Annotated in this window: 10 protein-coding genes and 1 tRNA gene; 7 read left to right on the top strand and 4 right to left on the bottom strand. The window is 38.5% G+C overall.

Annotated features, from left to right (window positions below):
- Nucleotides 1-37: 37 nt before the first annotated feature.
- Nucleotides 38-595, bottom strand: coding sequence for a DUF1285 domain-containing protein (locus H4J75_RS04370; RefSeq protein WP_182180442.1), 558 nt, complete (start codon nucleotides 593-595; stop codon nucleotides 38-40).
- A gap of 234 nt (nucleotides 596-829) precedes the next feature.
- Here H4J75_RS04370 and H4J75_RS04365 point away from each other — a divergent pair.
- Both H4J75_RS04365 and H4J75_RS04360 read left to right on the top strand, forming a co-directional pair.
- Nucleotides 830-905, top strand: a tRNA-His gene (locus H4J75_RS04365).
- Between the two features lie 920 nt (nucleotides 906-1825).
- On the top strand, nucleotides 1826-2329 hold the full coding sequence (locus H4J75_RS04360) for a MarR family winged helix-turn-helix transcriptional regulator (RefSeq protein ID WP_182221449.1): 504 nt from the start codon (nucleotides 1826-1828) through the stop codon (nucleotides 2327-2329).
- A 32-nt stretch (nucleotides 2330-2361) separates the two neighbouring features.
- Here H4J75_RS04360 and H4J75_RS04355 read toward each other — a convergent pair whose 3' ends face one another.
- Nucleotides 2362-4317 carry a choline BCCT transporter BetT gene (locus tag H4J75_RS04355; RefSeq protein WP_182215383.1) on the bottom strand — a complete coding sequence of 652 codons (1956 nt, stop codon included), beginning with the start codon at nucleotides 4315-4317 and terminating at the stop codon, nucleotides 2362-2364.
- 255 nt (nucleotides 4318-4572) lie between these two features.
- Between H4J75_RS04355 and H4J75_RS04350 the strand changes: the two genes are divergently transcribed.
- The 3 genes from H4J75_RS04350 to H4J75_RS04340 all read left to right on the top strand — a co-directional run bounded on the left by H4J75_RS04350 (nucleotide 4573) and on the right by H4J75_RS04340 (nucleotide 10522).
- The gene (locus H4J75_RS04350) at nucleotides 4573-7227 is read left to right on the top strand and encodes a TonB-dependent receptor (protein ID WP_182215382.1); all 2655 of its coding nucleotides are present in this window, start codon (nucleotides 4573-4575) and stop codon (nucleotides 7225-7227) included.
- A 130-nt stretch (nucleotides 7228-7357) separates the two neighbouring features.
- Nucleotides 7358-9367, top strand: coding sequence for a tetratricopeptide repeat-containing sulfotransferase family protein (locus tag H4J75_RS04345; RefSeq protein WP_182221448.1), 2010 nt, complete (start codon nucleotides 7358-7360; stop codon nucleotides 9365-9367).
- A gap of 117 nt (nucleotides 9368-9484) precedes the next feature.
- The gene (locus H4J75_RS04340; RefSeq protein ID WP_259366358.1) at nucleotides 9485-10522 is read left to right on the top strand and encodes a GGDEF domain-containing protein; all 1038 of its coding nucleotides are present in this window, start codon (nucleotides 9485-9487) and stop codon (nucleotides 10520-10522) included.
- Nucleotides 10523-10597: 75 nt separating this feature from the next.
- Here H4J75_RS04340 and H4J75_RS04335 read toward each other — a convergent pair whose 3' ends face one another.
- Together H4J75_RS04335 and H4J75_RS04330 are read right to left on the bottom strand one after the other, a co-directional pair.
- Complete coding sequence (locus tag H4J75_RS04335) at nucleotides 10598-13003, bottom strand: ATP-binding protein (protein WP_182221447.1); 2406 nt, start codon at nucleotides 13001-13003, stop codon at nucleotides 10598-10600.
- A gap of 5 nt (nucleotides 13004-13008) precedes the next feature.
- Complete coding sequence (locus tag H4J75_RS04330; RefSeq protein WP_182215377.1) at nucleotides 13009-13992, bottom strand: ABC transporter substrate-binding protein; 984 nt, start codon at nucleotides 13990-13992, stop codon at nucleotides 13009-13011.
- Nucleotides 13993-14203: 211 nt separating this feature from the next.
- Here H4J75_RS04330 and H4J75_RS04325 point away from each other — a divergent pair, with 211 nt between their 5' ends.
- Together H4J75_RS04325 and H4J75_RS04320 are read left to right on the top strand one after the other, a co-directional pair.
- Complete coding sequence (locus H4J75_RS04325; protein WP_259364808.1) at nucleotides 14204-14671, top strand: (2Fe-2S)-binding protein; 468 nt, start codon at nucleotides 14204-14206, stop codon at nucleotides 14669-14671.
- Nucleotide 14672: 1 nt separating this feature from the next.
- Complete coding sequence (locus H4J75_RS04320; protein ID WP_182215375.1) at nucleotides 14673-16850, top strand: xanthine dehydrogenase family protein molybdopterin-binding subunit; 2178 nt, start codon at nucleotides 14673-14675, stop codon at nucleotides 16848-16850.
- Nucleotides 16851-16893: the final 43 nt, after the last annotated feature.

Here is a 16893-nt window from a genome sequence, read left to right as displayed (position 1 = left end):
CCTTTATAAATAATAAATAACTATAAAGGTGAGAAATTTAATCAATTTTTCCTAAACTAAATTTGTGGTCAGCACTTGAAAAAATTAATTCAACGCCTTTTTCTGTAACCTCTTCTTGTGCTAAATCGGCCCATTGGTAATAAACATTACGGTGAACTTTTGCCAATAAATTACGACGCACTAATACATATAATTCGCCGTTAGCATTCATCGTTAACGGATGAGTTTCATCAAGCACGAACTCGTCATCTACATTGGTACTAACCGTCATTATTGATTTGTTATCATCTTGCCAAGCCCATTGCGTTAATACAAAAGGGGCGTCTTCAACGATAATCTTAACTTTTTCAGCGGGTGTCACTAAAAAGTACTCGTCGCGATCACCAGCGACTTCTCTTAATAAAACCGAAGCAAAAAGTTTAACTAACGATAACCGTTTAAATATTGTGCCGCCATAAAACCAGTCGCCATTACCTTTGACCTGTAGATCAATTTCGCCACAATACGGTGGGTTCCATGATTCTATCGGTGGTAATTTTTTAGTGTTACCTGGTGTTAGCTTATTTAATTGTTCAGAAATTTTGTCTAGTGACATTTATACCGCCAAATTATCCGCTGGATAGTAATTTTAAGACCTAAGGTAAAAATACAGTATGAGGAGACATTAGTAAAACAGCATCTAAAATTAAGTTAATAATCAGCAAAAAGTACAGTTAAGCTGAATGTTGCCCATAAAACGCTTAAAAGCAAAAATTTTCCTTGTCAATCTGCTTAAAAATACAATATACTCTCCGCGCCTTATCACTGGGCGCTTCAAGTAATATCAGTGGTGGCTATAGCTCAGTTGGTAGAGCCCCGGATTGTGATTCCGGTTGTCGAGGGTTCAAGTCCCTTTAGCCACCCCATTCTTTATAAGTTTATCTCAAATAGAACATCCATCAGTGGTTCCACTTTCGCTTACCGTGGGTTCAAGTCCCTTTAGCCACCCCATTTCTGTATAAGCACACCTATAACATATTAAATAAAACCATCAGTGATTCCATTTTCGCTTACAGTGGATTTAAGTCCCTTTAGCCACCCCATTCTTTATAAGTTTATCTCAAAGAAAACACACATCCATCAGTGATGCCATTTTCGCTTACCGTGGATTCAAGTCCCTTTAGACATCCCATTCTTTATTAGTTTATCTCAAATAGAACACACATCCATCAATGATGCCATTTTCACTTACCGTGGGTTCAAGTCCCTTTAGCCACCCCATTCTTTATAAGTTTATCTCAAAGAAAACACACATCCATCAGTGATTCCATTTTCGCTTACCGTGGATTCAAGTCCCTTTAGACATCCCATTCTTTATTAGTTTATCTCAAATAGAACACACATCCATCAGTGATCCCATTTTCGCTTACCGTGGATTCAAGTCCCTTTAGCCACCCCATTTCTGTATAAGCACACCTATAACATATTAAATAAAACCATCAGTGATTCCATTTTCGTTTACCGTGGATTCAAGTCCCTTTAACCACCCCATTTCTGTATAAACACACCTATAACATATTAAATAAAACCATCAGTGATTCCATTTTCGCTTACCGTGGGTTCAAGTCCCTTTAGCCACCCCATTCTTTATAAGTTTATCTCAAATAGAACACACATCCATCAGTGATGCCATTTTCGCTTACTGTGGGTTCAAGTCCCTTTAGTTATAGGGCTTGTCTAAATTTCTCTTTAAAACCATCTAATAACGCCTATTTAGGTAATTTATCTAGGTGTTGCTGATTTTTTTGATTAAACTAATAGTAATTAAAGTAAGAAGCACACTGTAATGGAAAAACATCAACAATTATTAATTGCCTTAAGGAAAGTCATCAGGGCAATTGATTTACATTCAAAACACCTTAATAAAACTTCGGGTTTAACCAGTCCACAATTATTAATTATGCTAGAAATAGATAAAGTTTCTGGTATAAATTCAAGCCAAGTAGCCAAAAATGTTAATTTAAGTGCTGCTACCGTGACCAATATTTTGGATAGGCTAGAGAATAAAGGCCTAGTTTCAAGAGTACGTAGTACCCAAGATAAACGCAGAGTGAGCTTATATTTAACCGAGGATGGTCAAGCACTTTTACTCAATGCTCCCCAAGCTTTGCAAGAGCATTTTATTGATAAATTTTCGAATTTAGCGCAATGGGAGCAATCACAGTTGCTTTCATCGATGGAACGATTGGCTGGAATGATGGATGCAAATGAAATAGATGCGGCTCCGTTATTAGAGCTTGATGCGATGAGCGCCAGCAGCAATAGTAAAGCTGACGCATCTAATAAGTAAATACAGCTCGGTTTAACCCGAGCTGTTGTCTATTAGCGTAGTAAATGTAAGAAATGCAAATGCTTGTGGTATTGATCAATAATATTATTGATTACTGCCGTTTTCGACCAGCCCATAATGTCATAGTCTTGACCACCTTCGCCCAAGTGAACTTCCGCACGATAATAACTTTGCTCATCTTCCGCTTCATTGGCTTCAATAACATAGTCAGGTTGAGAGTACTTACGAGCTAACACCCGATAAACAAACTCTTGTGCTTCTCCATGGTCAACAATTAGCGTCAACCCATCGTCATGTGAGATTTCAACATTGATTTGATTGGCTTGTAGCTCTTTAGCGACGGAATCAAATGCTGGAACTACTGTCTGCGTAACAAACTTACTGACATTAGCTTTGTTGGGGAAATCAACAACATTCTTTAAGCGCATTTGCCAACTATCACTATTCTCATTACCTGAGTGAGGTATTGCTGTGATTAGCTGACTATCCTGCTTAAAAGCTTCAACTCTTAACGATTTAATCAAGCCTGCAATGGCCAGTAATAATACGATAGTAAAAGGTAGAGCACTGGCAATAGTCATGGTTTGGAGGGCATTAAGACCTCCAGCCAATAATAATATTGCCGCAACGATACCAATACCTACCGCCCAATAAACACGTTGCCATAGCGGCGTATCATTTTTGCCATGCGAGCAAAGCATATCAACGACCATAGCGCCTGAATCACAGGAGGTGACAAAAAATATCACAATCATTAAGACACTAAAGAATGATAACACCGAAGATAATGGGAAGTTTTCAAGAAAGACAAACAAGGCAACGGATGAGTCTTTGCTGACCATCTCTCCTAATTCGACAATGCCTTGATTATAAACCAAATCAATCGCACTATTACCAAAAATAGTCATCCAAAATAAAGTGAAGACCGTGGGTATTAGCATAACGCCGATAATGAATTCTCTGATAGTACGGCCACGTGAAATTCTGGCAATAAACAAACCCACAAAAGGTGCCCACGCCAACCACCAGCCCCAATAGAAAATTGTCCAGCCACCTATCCAGTCAGTCTTCTTGTAGGCAAATAAATTAAAGGTGTTATGAACAATATCCGCTAAATAATCACCAATATTTTGTAAATAGGCTTGTAATAAAAAGACTGTTGGACCGAGCACAAAAATCAAAAACAACAAGATCACCGCTAAAACCATGTTGGTTTCAGAAAGTATTTTAATACCCTTATCTAGCCCTGTGGCAACTGATATAACTGCAAGTGACGTGATACCAAACATAATAATTATTTGATTAGTGACTGAGACTTCAATACCGAATAAATAACCAAAACCCGCATTAACCTGTGAGGCACCTAAGCCCAGCGAAGTAGCAACACCAAAGACCGTACTCACCACAGCAAAAATGTCGACTAAATGTCCTGGCCATTTATATATTCTGTCTCCAATCAAAGGATATAGCGCAGAGCGTAACGTTAATGGTAAATTATGACGATAACTAAAATAGGCTAATACTAAGGCAACAATGGCATAGATAGCCCAGGCATGAAGTCCCCAATGAAAAAATGTCATTTTCATTGCTTCTTGCACGGCTTCAACCGTACCTGTTTCTGCTGTTGGTGGTGACAAATAGTGCATTAAGGGTTCTGCGACACCAAAAAACATTAAGCCAATGCCCATTCCAGCAGCAAAGAGCATCGACAGCCAAGAGACTAAGGTGTAGTCAGGTGTTGAATGATCTGGACCTAAGCGAATATCGCCATAACGAGAAACGCCTAAAAAGATAACAAAAAAGAAGATGAAGGCAACAGTCAGTACATAGAACCAACTACCATTTTCAATAATACTCGTTTGAATAAGTGTGAATAAACTTTGCGCCTGTTGAGGTAGTGCAGCGGTATAAACTAACAAGGCAATAATAATAGCGGAGGCACTGCCAAATACCTTCTTGTTTAATTGACTCTTAACGGTTGTAGGCAAATTCTTCCCCTGATTTTAATTAGTATTGATATTATATCGACTTAAGTCATGCTGTAAACAATTCTGTATACAACACAAGAAAATTTAAAGAGGAACAAATGCTCTATTAGAAACACAAATACACCAACTAATATATAAAGATTTGTAAAAATTATCTATAAGTCCTATTTTTTGTTAAGCTATACGCGAATAAATATAGTTAGAACTCTAATAATATCAACTCAAAACATAATTAAACACCAAGGGATACTTAATATGAAATTCACTAAGTTGCATTATGCTGTGCTTACAGCACTAGCTGCATCGAGCGCTCTCTCTGCTGAAGAAGTCACAAAGCAACAAAAAGCAACGATAGAAGTTATTGAAGTTACTGCAACTAAACGCACAGAGTCTATTCAAGATGTTCCTGTTACCGTTACCGCCTTAACGGGTGCTAGTTTAGAAAAACTTGGGGTGTCAAATTTTGACGAATATGTAGAATTTTTACCTAATGTTGTTTTTCAGGGCACTGGCCCTGGACAAAATGAAATATATATCCGTGGTGCAGCTACCGCACAAACAAACATATCTGTCTCGTCAGTACAGGCATTGCAACCGTCAGTTGCTTTTTACTTAGACGAACAACCCGTTTCTATGCAAGGACGTAACTTAGATGTTTACGCGACTGATGTTGAACGTATAGAAGTTTTACCTGGGCCACAAGGCACACTTTTTGGTGCTAGCTCGCAATCGGGCACAGTTCGCTTGATTACCAAAAAACCAAACCATGATGGTTTTTCTGCCGGTTTTGATACCAGCACAAGTACCACAAAAGGTGGGGACTTAAGTAATTCTGTTGAAGCTTATTTCAATATGTCTTTAACAGATTCACTTGCTGTTCGTGTTGCTACTTACAATGATCACCAAGGCGGTTGGATAGATAATATTCGCAATGTCCCTGGTCAAGGTGGTTACAACGGTAGTGCAGTAGTTATTGATAGAATTTCAGCTAATTTTGCTAAATTAGCTGATCCAGAAAATACTCCAACTACCGCACCACAAAACGATGCTTTAGTAGAAGACGACTTTAACACTGCTAATTATGCTGGTGCACGTTTTGGTGCCTCATACTTGATCAATGACGAATGGAACCTTTTAGTTCAACACACTCAACAGTCTCTCGATACTGAAGGTGTGTTTTCTTATGATCCAAATCTTGAAGGTCAAACATCAACAAACCGTTTTGTACCAGAAAATAACAATGATGATTTTGGTTTAACCACCTGGACACTAGAAGGTCGCCTTGAGCAACTTGATATCGTTTATACTGGTGGTTACTTAGACAGAGATATTAATTCAACGATTGATTACACCGGTTATACCAATGGTGGTCAATTTTCAGCTTATTATGTTTGTAACTACGCAAGTGCACCTGAAGCACAAGAGTGTCTTGACCCAACTAAGTATTACAAAGAAGAAACTAGTACCTCTCGTATGACTCATGAGCTACGTTTCAATACGCCTGCTGATAAAGACTGGCGTGTTACGGCTGGTGTTTTTTATGACACGCAAGAAGTATCATCAGTGGGTCAATTTAAAATAGCCAATACTGAACTTTTTCCTGATTTACAAAGAACTCTTGTTGGTAGTGAAGGTATTAACAGTAATGGTGGGCCTTTCCCTGCTGAAGTCAGCTTTGTTAATGATGTTACCCACACGATAGATCAAGTCGCGGTATTTGGTCAGTTTGCTTATGACATAACCGACACAGTTACCGCAAGTTTTGGTGCCCGTTGGTATCAAATTGATGACATTTATAAAGGGTCGACAACAACCGCTGATGTTAGTGGTCGATTACGTGCCTTTGGTGACGGAAGTGACGCTGCCTTAAACGAATTTTTTGGTGAAGAAGAAGCAACGGCCATTAAAGAGGCTATTGCTAGCGGTCAGTTAGACACAAGTTTACTTGATAATAGTGGTAAATTAACCGTAGATGATACGATTATCAAAGCCTCCGTTGATTGGAAAGTAACGGACGATGTGATGGTCTTTGCCTCATATTCAGAAGGTTTTAGACCGCCGGTTACTAACCGTGTAGGTGGTGGTTCTGCTGCAAACCAAGAAGGCGCTTTTGAAGGCTTCCGTATACCCGTATACTCAACTACCGATAGCTTAGATAACATTGAAGTTGGTTTTAAATCAACCTTGTTTGACCAATCACTACGCTTTAATGCCACAGCTTATTATTCAAAAATATCTGATCTACAGACCTCACGCTATGACCCAACCAATATCAGTTTCTTAGTATTTACTGATAACGTAGGTGATGCAGAGATCAAAGGTATTGATGGTGATTTTAGCTGGGTAGTGACTGACAACTTAGTTATCTCGGGCGCGTTCAGCTTAATTGATACTGAATTAACATCAGTTAATGACGTACTTGATGGCATTGCACCAAGTGTTGGTAGTAGATTACCTTATTCAGCTAAATTTTCAGGCAACCTACAAGCAGAATATTACTATAATATCTCTGGCGATTTAACCGGTTATATTAACGGTTCAATCAGTTATACCGGCGAAAGACTTGCGGGTATGGCGATGGATGCTTACATGGTCGAAGATGCGACTAATTTAGTTTATGGCACAGGTTCAGGTTTAAGTATTCAAAAAGAAGCTGATGTCTATAAAGGTGTTAACTATCAAAGTAGTAACGGAGAAACCTTTGCCGGTGGTCGTTACATTCAAGATAGTTACGTTTTGGCCAACTTAAGCTTTGGTGTGACTAACGACGAATGGAAAGCAGAATTTTTTATCGATAACTTAACTGATAAAAGTGCCATTCTATACGTAGATACACAACAATATACGCCAAAAGTTGTTTCTAACAGACCTCGTACTGTAGGTTTTAGATTCTCGTATGATTTTTATTAAGCGTTAATGTTAATTAACTTTTAACTAAAAACTAAATAAAGCCGCTTGAACTTTGTATCAAGCGGCTTTTTATTGATAGAGTATCTCATCAGAGCAAGACCACTTGTTAAACTGCCTTGGAGCAAAATCGTTGAACAACACAACTGTCCCCCCGATTGAAACACACTTAAAGTCGATTCAAACCTTAATCCAAACGGCAAAATTTAGCGAAGCGATTGCACAAAGTAAAGCACTGCAACAACAAGTCACCGAACAGCAAGACCACATTGAATTATGGTATTTAATGGCTATTGCCCAGCGATATAGCAAAGAATTTACCCAAGCACTCACCAGTATTAACGCGTTACTTAAACTTGATGCCCTGCACAGCCGAGCAAATCAAGAACAAGGTTATACGTATTTAGCCTTAAACAAAGTTAAGCAAGCTAAATTATCCTTTGAAAAGGCCGTACAACTTAATCCAAGTTTAGTGGGTAGTTGGCATGAGCTAATTCAAATTTATCGACAAGACAGCCAACAAGAACAAGTGCAAAAGGCAGCTAACCATCTCGAAAAATTGAAAAAATTACCGCCGGCATTACTGGCGGTTACCGAATTAATGTATGAAGGGAAATTATTAAAGGCTGAGCAAATTTGTCGACATTTTTTACAGAACAACAAGCGTCATGTCGATGGCATGTGCCTACTTGCTGAAATAGGTATGGAGCTAAAAGTTTATGACGATGCTGAATTTTTACTGGCTAGCGCCCTTGAATTAGCTCCTGATCATATTCATGCACGCTCTCAATATCTAAACCTTCTTATCCGTTTAGGTAAATATAAAGCCGCAGAGCAGCAGGTTGAAATATTACTACTGACACAACCAGACAATCTTAGCTATAAAATCGCCAAAGCCAATACGTTGACAGGCTTAGGTAAAATAGAACAAGCTATAACTTTGTTTGAGCAAGCCATCAAACAAGATAACAAGATCCCCGGTTTCTATTTACAACTTGGTCATGCGCTAAAAGCTCAAGGCGATATCAAAAAAGCGGTTGCTGCTTACCAAAAAGCTTATCAATTAAACCCCAGCTACGGTGATGCATTTTGGAGTTTAGCCAATACGAAAACCTACCGCTTTAGTGATGAAGAAATTACCAAAATGCAACACCAGCGTACGGATGAGAATTTGGCGATAACCGACAAAGTGCAATTACATTTTGCTACCGGTAAAGCCTTTGAAGACAGAGAAGACTATCAGCAAGCCTTTGAAGCTTATCAGCAAGGTAATGAATTACAGCATGCTAGCAATGGCTTTGACATTAATAAAATAGAACAACAAGTCGCTGAACAAATAAAATACTGTACCCACGAGTTATTTGAAGTTCGTCGCAATTTAGGCCTTAACTCACCGGATCCTATTTTTATTGTTGGTTTACCCCGTGCAGGTTCAACCCTGCTTGAACAAATACTGGCTTCACACAGTCAAGTTGATGGCACGATGGAACTGCACAACATTTTAGGCTTAGCGTCGAGGTTACGCGGGCGCGAGAATAATAAAAATGAGCAGGAAAGCCATAAAGAAAGCCAATACCCCAAAAATTTAGCTGAAATTAATCCGACATATTTTAAACGCTTCGGTCAACAGTTTATTGATGAAACACGAGTCTATCGTGAACAGGCCCCTCTTTTTATTGATAAAATGCCTAACAATTTTTTACACATAGGTTTGATTAAATTAATACTGCCAAACGCTAAAATTATTGACGCAAGACGCCAACCAATGGCTTGTTGCTTTAGTGGTTTTAAGCAATTATTTGCCGAAGGACAAGATTTTAGTTACCGCCTTGAAGACATTGGCCGTTACTACCAGGCTTATCTGAAATTAATGTCTCATTGGCAGCAAGTACTGCCGGGATTTGTTTTAACGGTTAATCACGAAGATGTTGTTGATGACTTAGAAAAGCAGGTCAGAAGAATACTTGATTTTTGTGGCTTAAGCTTTGAACAATCTTGTGTTGATTTTCATAAAACCAAACGCACCATTAAAACGCCAAGCTCTGAGCAAGTCCGTCAGCCGATTTATAAAAGTGCTACCGAGCAATGGCGTCACTTTGAACCTTACTTAGCACCATTAAAAAAAGTATTAAACATCGAATAAACGGTTGTTATTAAGAGATTAGTAAATATTTAAAACCATTATACAAACTGTTATAGTGAACAAATAAACAGCGAAATAACACCTTCGCTAAAAAGGATTTTGTGAGAATAAGCTAAAATGAACCACTTTGATAACGAAAAATTTCATCAACCTCATGTCATTTCATTATTTGCATTAGTAGGTATGTCGATAACGGCTGTTATGGGAATTGTTGGTCTTTTTAACAAAAACTTTGTTTTAGCGATATCATTATTCATCGCCAGCTTGATTTATTTCATCGGTTATTATGCCCACAAAAAATTTAACAACATTAAATTAAGTTCTGCAATTATTCTGTATTCTTTATATATATTAATGTTTTACCTTATATATACTGGTGGCGTTGAGAATACAGGTCCACTATGGATATTTATTGTTGCTCCTGTCTCAGTATTTGTTCATGGCCTAAAACGTGGTCTGATAGAGATTATGTTCTTTGTAATAATATCTATTGCAATCATGAGTATACCTACGGAAATCATTCCTCATACTGCCTACAGTACTGAATTTAAATTACGCTTATTATACTCTTTTTTAACCGTGACTTTTCTTTCTGCTCTATATGAATATTCAAGAGATCAATCTTATCAGCACACCTTAAAACTAAGTGAAAAATATCAACGCTTGGCGCATTTAGATCCCCTAACCCAATTATCTAATCGCCGTGCTGCGCTTACTCTGTTAAAACGAGAACAAGCACGTGTCATTCGAAGTAAAGAATCTTTATCTATTATTTTATGTGACATTGACCACTTTAAAAAAATTAATGATAAGTACGGTCATAATGCGGGTGATGCAGTATTAATTGAGTTGGCAAAAATATTTACCAATGGTATGAGGGAGCAAGACTGTATTGCTCGTTGGGGTGGAGAAGAGTTTTTATTTATTTTACCGCAAACCCAAGCCAAAAGTGCCCATGTTTTAGCAGAAAAAATCCAAGAAAAACTCCAACACCATATTGTTCATTATGAAGGCCATGATATTAATGTCAGGATGAGTATGGGCATTGAGCAATTCAAAGACAACCAAACCATTGATGAAATGATCAACTGTGCAGATAAGCAGCTTTACCAAGCGAAAAATGCTGGCAGAAATCAAATTTTTCCAAAGTTTTAAATTTGCTGTTTTATCACAAGATAATCAAAGGATTATCGCGCCTGCTCAACATAACTTAAAATCGAAATATGCCCATCATACAATGTATTTAGTACAAGCCTCGTAAAGCTCTTGTAGCTGTACAGGTTTACTTAGCACGCGATCAAAGCCTATCTCTTTGTATAACTCAACATCTTCACTCATAACATTTGCCGTTATCGCAACGATCGGAATATTAGAGCTTGCTCTAATAATTTTACAGGCTTCAACACCATCCATTACCGGCATTTGAATATCCATAAAGATAACCTTAGGATGATGAGTTTTAAACAGCTCGATACATTCAGCGCCGTTTTTCGCCATTAATATATTGGCACTGGTTGGCGCCATTAACTTATTAAATATGGTGCGATTAATAGCAGTATCCTCAGCAAGTAAAATAGTGATGTTTTTTAATTGCGGTGTCGCCAAAAGTGCTTTTTCTTTCAATATTTTCTGTTTATTTGTTCGAGTCAAAGGTAAAGAAATAACGAAACAACTCCCTTCACCTAGCTTGCTTTGTACCTCTATATTACCCCCCATCATTTTAGCTAAATTCAAAGCGATATTAACACCTAAACCGGTGCCACCGTATTTTCTGGTCGTCGACTTATCCGCTTGTTCAAAACGGTCAAAAATACTGTTCAATGCATATTCAGACATGCCTATGCCCGTGTCGATCACCTTAATAACGACTTCTTGTGAGCCACTAATATTAATATTTACGCTACCTTGATGAGTAAACTTAAGTGCATTAGAGATAATATTAATCAAGACCTGCTTTACTCTCGTTACATCACCTAGCCAATATTGATGAAAATGATCATCAAAATTCAATGCTAATGTGATTGAGTTTTCGACCGCTATCGGTTTAAATTCATTATAAAGATTGTTGAGCAGTTCCTTTAAGTCAAAAGAATTGGCCTCAAACTCTACTTTGCCTGCCTCAATTTTAGAAAAATCCAAAATATCATTCAAAATGGTTAACAAGCTTTTACAAGATGACAATCCGGTTAAAATAATCTCATGTGATTCTTCATTGTCGACAGAGTTTTGTAAAATCTGCAGCGAGCCAAAGATACCATTCATTGGAGTACGTATTTCGTGACTCATGTTTGCTAGAAACTGTGATTTATAATTACTTACCCTTTCTAATTCTGACGCTTTTTGTTCAATTTCTTGATATGAACGTTCAAGTTCCAAGGTACGTTTTTTTACTTGAAATTCCAAATATTGTTGATTATCAAGCTGAGTAAAAATTAGCACCAAAAGTTGAGTCAAGGTTTCTATATATGAGTGATCAGCCAAAGATAGTGGGGTTTCTTTTAATAAGCCTAGTGTGACGACACCCAATAGCTGGTTTTTTGACATTAAGGGAACAACAAGCTCAGACGACATCTCATTTCTCACCATAAAGGCCTTTGCTGCTAACGCTTGATATTTTACAGGCAGTTGATCAGTGGTCTCTTCACTACATTTAATAAAATGAAGTAATGAATGGCCTTTTATCACTTCAGCGCTTAATTGATAATTTACATGAGTAAATTCATTGGCACTTTTAGTGATCCGATTCAAATAAGTAATCGTTAACTGACTAGATTGCAAGGTGTCGACACCTTTGTGTAAAAACTGTACATACTGCTTAAATAACGCTTCTTTGTCATTTACCTGCATCATTTCTTGGGCACTTAACAGTAATTGTTCTAGGTAATTATTTGCATGATTAAGTGCAAAGGCACTTGCTTTTATCTCTTGAAGTGAACCGTTAAGGCGAAAAGCCATTTGATTAAAACTATCGGCAAGTACATGTAATTCATTTCGTTTAGGAGAGTCTATTTTCAACTTAAAGTCGTCTAAATCATCAACATTTAATTTTTCTACAGCATGGCTAAATTCTTCAAGGGGTTTAATTAACATGGGTCTTACTAACCAAAGAAATATCCCCCAAAGCGCCAGCGTTTTGATAATTGAGTTAATAATGATTAGCGTAAAGCCAGTACTTAACTTGCTCAGTATGACATCTCTATCTGAATAGAATACGCCAACACCCACCAATGAATTTTCGTCTTCACGACGATATTCAATATCAAAATAATGATCGATTAAAAAATCAACCGCAATGATTTCGTTAGAAGCAAGATGAACGTCACTTGTTCGTTGAGCAATAATATTATTGTTTGTATCAAATATCTGCACCGATGTTATCGAAGGCAGTTTAATAACGCCATCGATGATGGTGTTTATGCGGTCTTCGTCAAGATCCCACAGAGCATCAGATAAAGGCTGCTCGTAAGTGGATTGATAAAGCACGAGATCATTTTTAATCATTTGTTTTACATTGAAATATTCTATTGTCATATGTGTCAAAGTGACAACAATCGCGACAATAATATAAATAGAAAAAACACCACGTAGTAGAGTAAAACCAATGGAATGATTAATTGAAATTTTATTTTTTTTCACTCGAATTAACCTGTTATTTTATTTGTTATTTGGCACGATGGTGAAATCCAAGACTGCCAAAGCTGTTGATTGTCTGCCAGCCATTGTGTTGCGGCTTCTTGATAGGTCAATTTGTTTACATCTACTTCGTACGCCAACTTAGCTAACATTGCGTTACTAAAGTTAATTTTAGTGAGTGTTTCGAATGCGCACGGCCATTTTATTGGCATTTCATGCCAAGCGACTTTTTTTAACCAACCATCGGTAGGATTTCCGCAATCGTGCAAAAAATTCTTATTTTCGCCCCATTCAGGTTTTGTTTCACAGTCAGAGTGGTAGCGTGGAAACTCAACAAATTGACCTTTATATTTTGCTTCAATCCAATTAGGTGTCCAATTAAATAACACTATGGGTTGCTTATTACGTATCGCTTTATCGAGTATTTCCCAAAGCTCATCACTATTGTTAGCAGTAACTACTTTAAATTTAAGGTCTAGTGCTCTTATTTTCGCCCCATCGGGTTTCTCCCAAGGTCCTCCAAGATAGCGTCCCCTCGGTGAGGTTTCTTTAGTTTCAAATAAGTGCGCACAACTATTTAACGCTCGCCAAGAGGGTAAGCCCGGACAGAGGTCTAGCACATAGTCAGGGAACCACCATTCTTCACGCGTTTTCGCATCATGAGAACCTGCATCGATAATGCCACCTTCATCTATCATGCGGGTATACATTTTCTCCATGGTGCCTTGCCACACTTCCATTTGTACATGTGCTAAGCCACGTTGCAGTGCCCCCCATTGAGCACCTGTGGTTTTTTTTGAAAAAATAACAGAGTAGCCCATGCCCTCGAATAATTCGGCTGTAATATGAGATAAAACCAACTGACTTGTCCAATCGTTTAAGACAATTTTTATCGGTTCGTCATTACGAAGGGTCTGCGCTTGTGAGGAAGTAAACGTCAGTAGGTTAAAAATAATGAATAACAACAGTATTAGTTTTTTCTTGCTACACATGTGAGCCTTAGAGTTTTGTTTTAATATTGCACTAACTATAGACAGGTTTTCAATAAATTATAGACAATAATTATGTGAAAACCTGACTTTTAGCGCTGATAACAGCACAATCTGTCTTTGGTCGTAGATATTTGATTGTTTGCCGATTTTACTTTTGTGTAATGGGCCATATCAAGCTAATCTAGGATCACACAAAAATAGGATAGTACTTATGAAACAGTCGATGATAATCAACGGAAAAGCCCATGAAATTACGGTAGATGGTGATATGCCACTTTTATGGTTTCTTCGAGACAACTTGGAGTTCACTGGCACCAAATTCGGCTGTGGTAGTGGTTTGTGTGGTGCTTGTACCGTTCACGTTGATGGCCAAGCCATACGTTCATGTATTACTCCAGTAAGTACCTTGGTTGATAAAAAAATCACCACCATTGAAGGACTATCCGAAAAGGGTGACCACCCGTTACAAAAAGCTTGGTTAAATAATAATGTTCCCCAATGTGGATATTGTCAGGCCGGACAAATTATGAATGCGGCGAGCTTGTTAGCGGTTAATGCTTCCCCCACTGAAGCTGAAATTGATACGGCAATGCAAGGTAATATTTGTCGTTGCGGTACCTACCAACGCATTAAAAAAGCCATCGTTGAAGCTGCTGACACGTTAAGTAAGGAGGTTTAGTATGACCATTTCAAACGTAAGCCGTCGTAATTTTTTAAAAACAGCCGGTCTAGCCACCGGTGGTTTAATGATAAGTGTTGCTTTACCGATGAATGCCTTAGCAGAAAAGGGCATTATCAAAGACAGTGGTGATGGACTTAACGCTTTTATTCACCTGGCTGAAAATGGCGATACTATTATCTATTGTGGCCGCTGCGAAATGGGCCAAGGTATTAGTACTGCCCTGCCTTCTGCTGTCGCTGATGAAATGGAAGCTGATTGGCAGCGTGTTACGGTAAAGCAAGGTGACGCCGACGAAAAATATGGTCCGCAAGCAACAGGTGGCTCAGCGAGTATCCGCGTAATGTACCAGCCTATGCGTGAAGCTGGAGCGACAGCAAAAGCGATGTTAATTGCCGCAGCAGCAAAAGTGTGGAAAACCTCTCCTGAAAACTGCTTTGCTCAAGCACATTTTGTTATTAATAAAACTAATCAACAAAAACTCGCTTATGGTGAATTAGCAAGTATTGCTGCCAATATGCCGATACCTGAAAAACCTGTGCTTAAAAAGAAAAGTGATTTTAATTACATAGGTAAAGAATTACCTCGTCATGATCAGGCAGCAGTGGTGGTCGGTAAACGTATTTATGGTGTCGATACTAAACTACCCGGCTTAAAATATGCGGCCATGATCCATTGTCCTGTTTTAGGCGGCGCCTTAAAAAGCCTTGATAAAACCGAGGCTTTGAAAATGAAAGGTGTTATTGACGTTATCGAAATTCCACGTTTTAACATCCCGTTTGGTTCTATTGGCGGTGTTGCCGTAGTGGCTGACAATAGCTGGACGGCACAACAAGCGGTGAAAAAGTTAAAAATAACTTGGGATTTAGGCGAAAATGCTATTTACGACACCAAAGAATATAAACAGCAACTGGTTAAAAATGTTGAAAAACCAGCAACGTTAGCCGCTGAACGTGGTGATATTGAAAAAGCGTTTGGCGCAGCAAAACATAAAATGTCAGCCACTTATACCGGAGGACATCTTTCACATGCACCGATGGAGCCTAATGCGAGTGTCGTATGGGTGCAAAAAGACTCCTGTGAAGTATGGGCGTCAACACAAAGCCCTGCCGATATTCAAAAAGTATTAGGGCAATACTTAACACGCGAGCCAAAAGATATCGTGGTGCATGTAGCAATGGCCGGTGGTGCTTTTGGTCGTAAATTTAAGTGTGACTACGTTCATGAAGCCGCTGTTATTTCAGAAAAGACTGGTGTGCCAATTCAGCTAACGTGGACCCGCGAAGAAGATATGCGTACGGGCTATTATCACTCGATAAATGCCCAACACATTGAAGCATCTATGGACGACCAAGGAAACGTGACCGGTTGGTTACATCGCGCCGCCTTTCCTTCAATATCAACCTTATTTGACCCTTCGTTAGTTAGAACACCGGCGAATAGTTTAGAAGATATTACTAATCATTTATTTGGTATTGAGAATTGTCGTGTCGAATCAGGCGATGCCAAAGCTCATACGCGTATTGGTTGGTACCGGGCAGTTTATGCTATTTTCTATGGTTTTGCTTTTAGTACCTTTGCCGACGAATTAGCGTACAAAGCAAATAAAGATCCTTTGTCTTTTGTTAATCAACTTTTTGATAACAATAAAAATAAAGAACAGCAAGCAAACGTCAAACGAGCTAAAGATATTCTCGCCATTGCTGCTGAGAAATCAGGCTGGGAGAACCGTAAATCACTACCAAAAGGCCAAGCTATTGGTTTAGCGGTGCACTATAGTTTTCAAAGCTTTGTTGCCATGGCAGTACATGTTGAAGTCAACGGTGATGATATTAAAGTATTAAATGTAGACTGTGCGATAGATTGTGGCCAAGTACTTAACCTTGATGGCGCAACAGCGCAAATGGAAGGCGCCGTTGTTATGGGCATGTCATTAGCATTAAGCACCGAGATAACCTTTAGAGAAGGTGCCGTGGTTAATTCAAATTTTCATGATTACCCCGTTATGCGTATTACCGATATGCCAAATGTTAGGGTTCATATTCCTGATTCAGATGAAAGCCCAACAGGATTAGGCGAACCCGGTGTTGCTCCTTTTGCACCCGCATTAAGCAATGCTGTCTTTGCCGCTTCAGGTAAGCGCTATAGAGATTTACCTTTTAAACCGATGTCAGTGTAAGGATTAAATGAACGTTTTATTGTTAATTTTTTTATATTGTTGT

The organism is Colwellia sp. BRX10-1 (assembly GCF_014077545.1).
Taxonomy (GTDB): Bacteria; Pseudomonadota; Gammaproteobacteria; order Enterobacterales; family Alteromonadaceae; genus Colwellia_A.
The sequence above is the reverse complement of the archived record's forward strand: the minus strand, read 5'-3'. Positions and strand labels throughout refer to the sequence as shown.

Coding starts and splice junctions, on each gene's coding strand:
- H4J75_RS04370 (WP_182180442.1), bottom strand. CDS start 595: ATGTCACTAGACAAAATTTCTGAACAATTAAATAAGCTAACACCAGGT.
- H4J75_RS04360 (WP_182221449.1), top strand. CDS start 1,826: ATGGAAAAACATCAACAATTATTAATTGCCTTAAGGAAAGTCATCAGG.
- H4J75_RS04350 (WP_182215382.1), top strand. CDS start 4,573: ATGAAATTCACTAAGTTGCATTATGCTGTGCTTACAGCACTAGCTGCA.
- H4J75_RS04340 (WP_259366358.1), top strand. CDS start 9,485: ATGAACCACTTTGATAACGAAAAATTTCATCAACCTCATGTCATTTCA.
- H4J75_RS04330 (WP_182215377.1), bottom strand. CDS start 13,992: ATGTGTAGCAAGAAAAAACTAATACTGTTGTTATTCATTATTTTTAAC.
- H4J75_RS04325 (WP_259364808.1), top strand. CDS start 14,204: ATGAAACAGTCGATGATAATCAACGGAAAAGCCCATGAAATTACGGTA.
- H4J75_RS04320 (WP_182215375.1), top strand. CDS start 14,673: ATGACCATTTCAAACGTAAGCCGTCGTAATTTTTTAAAAACAGCCGGT.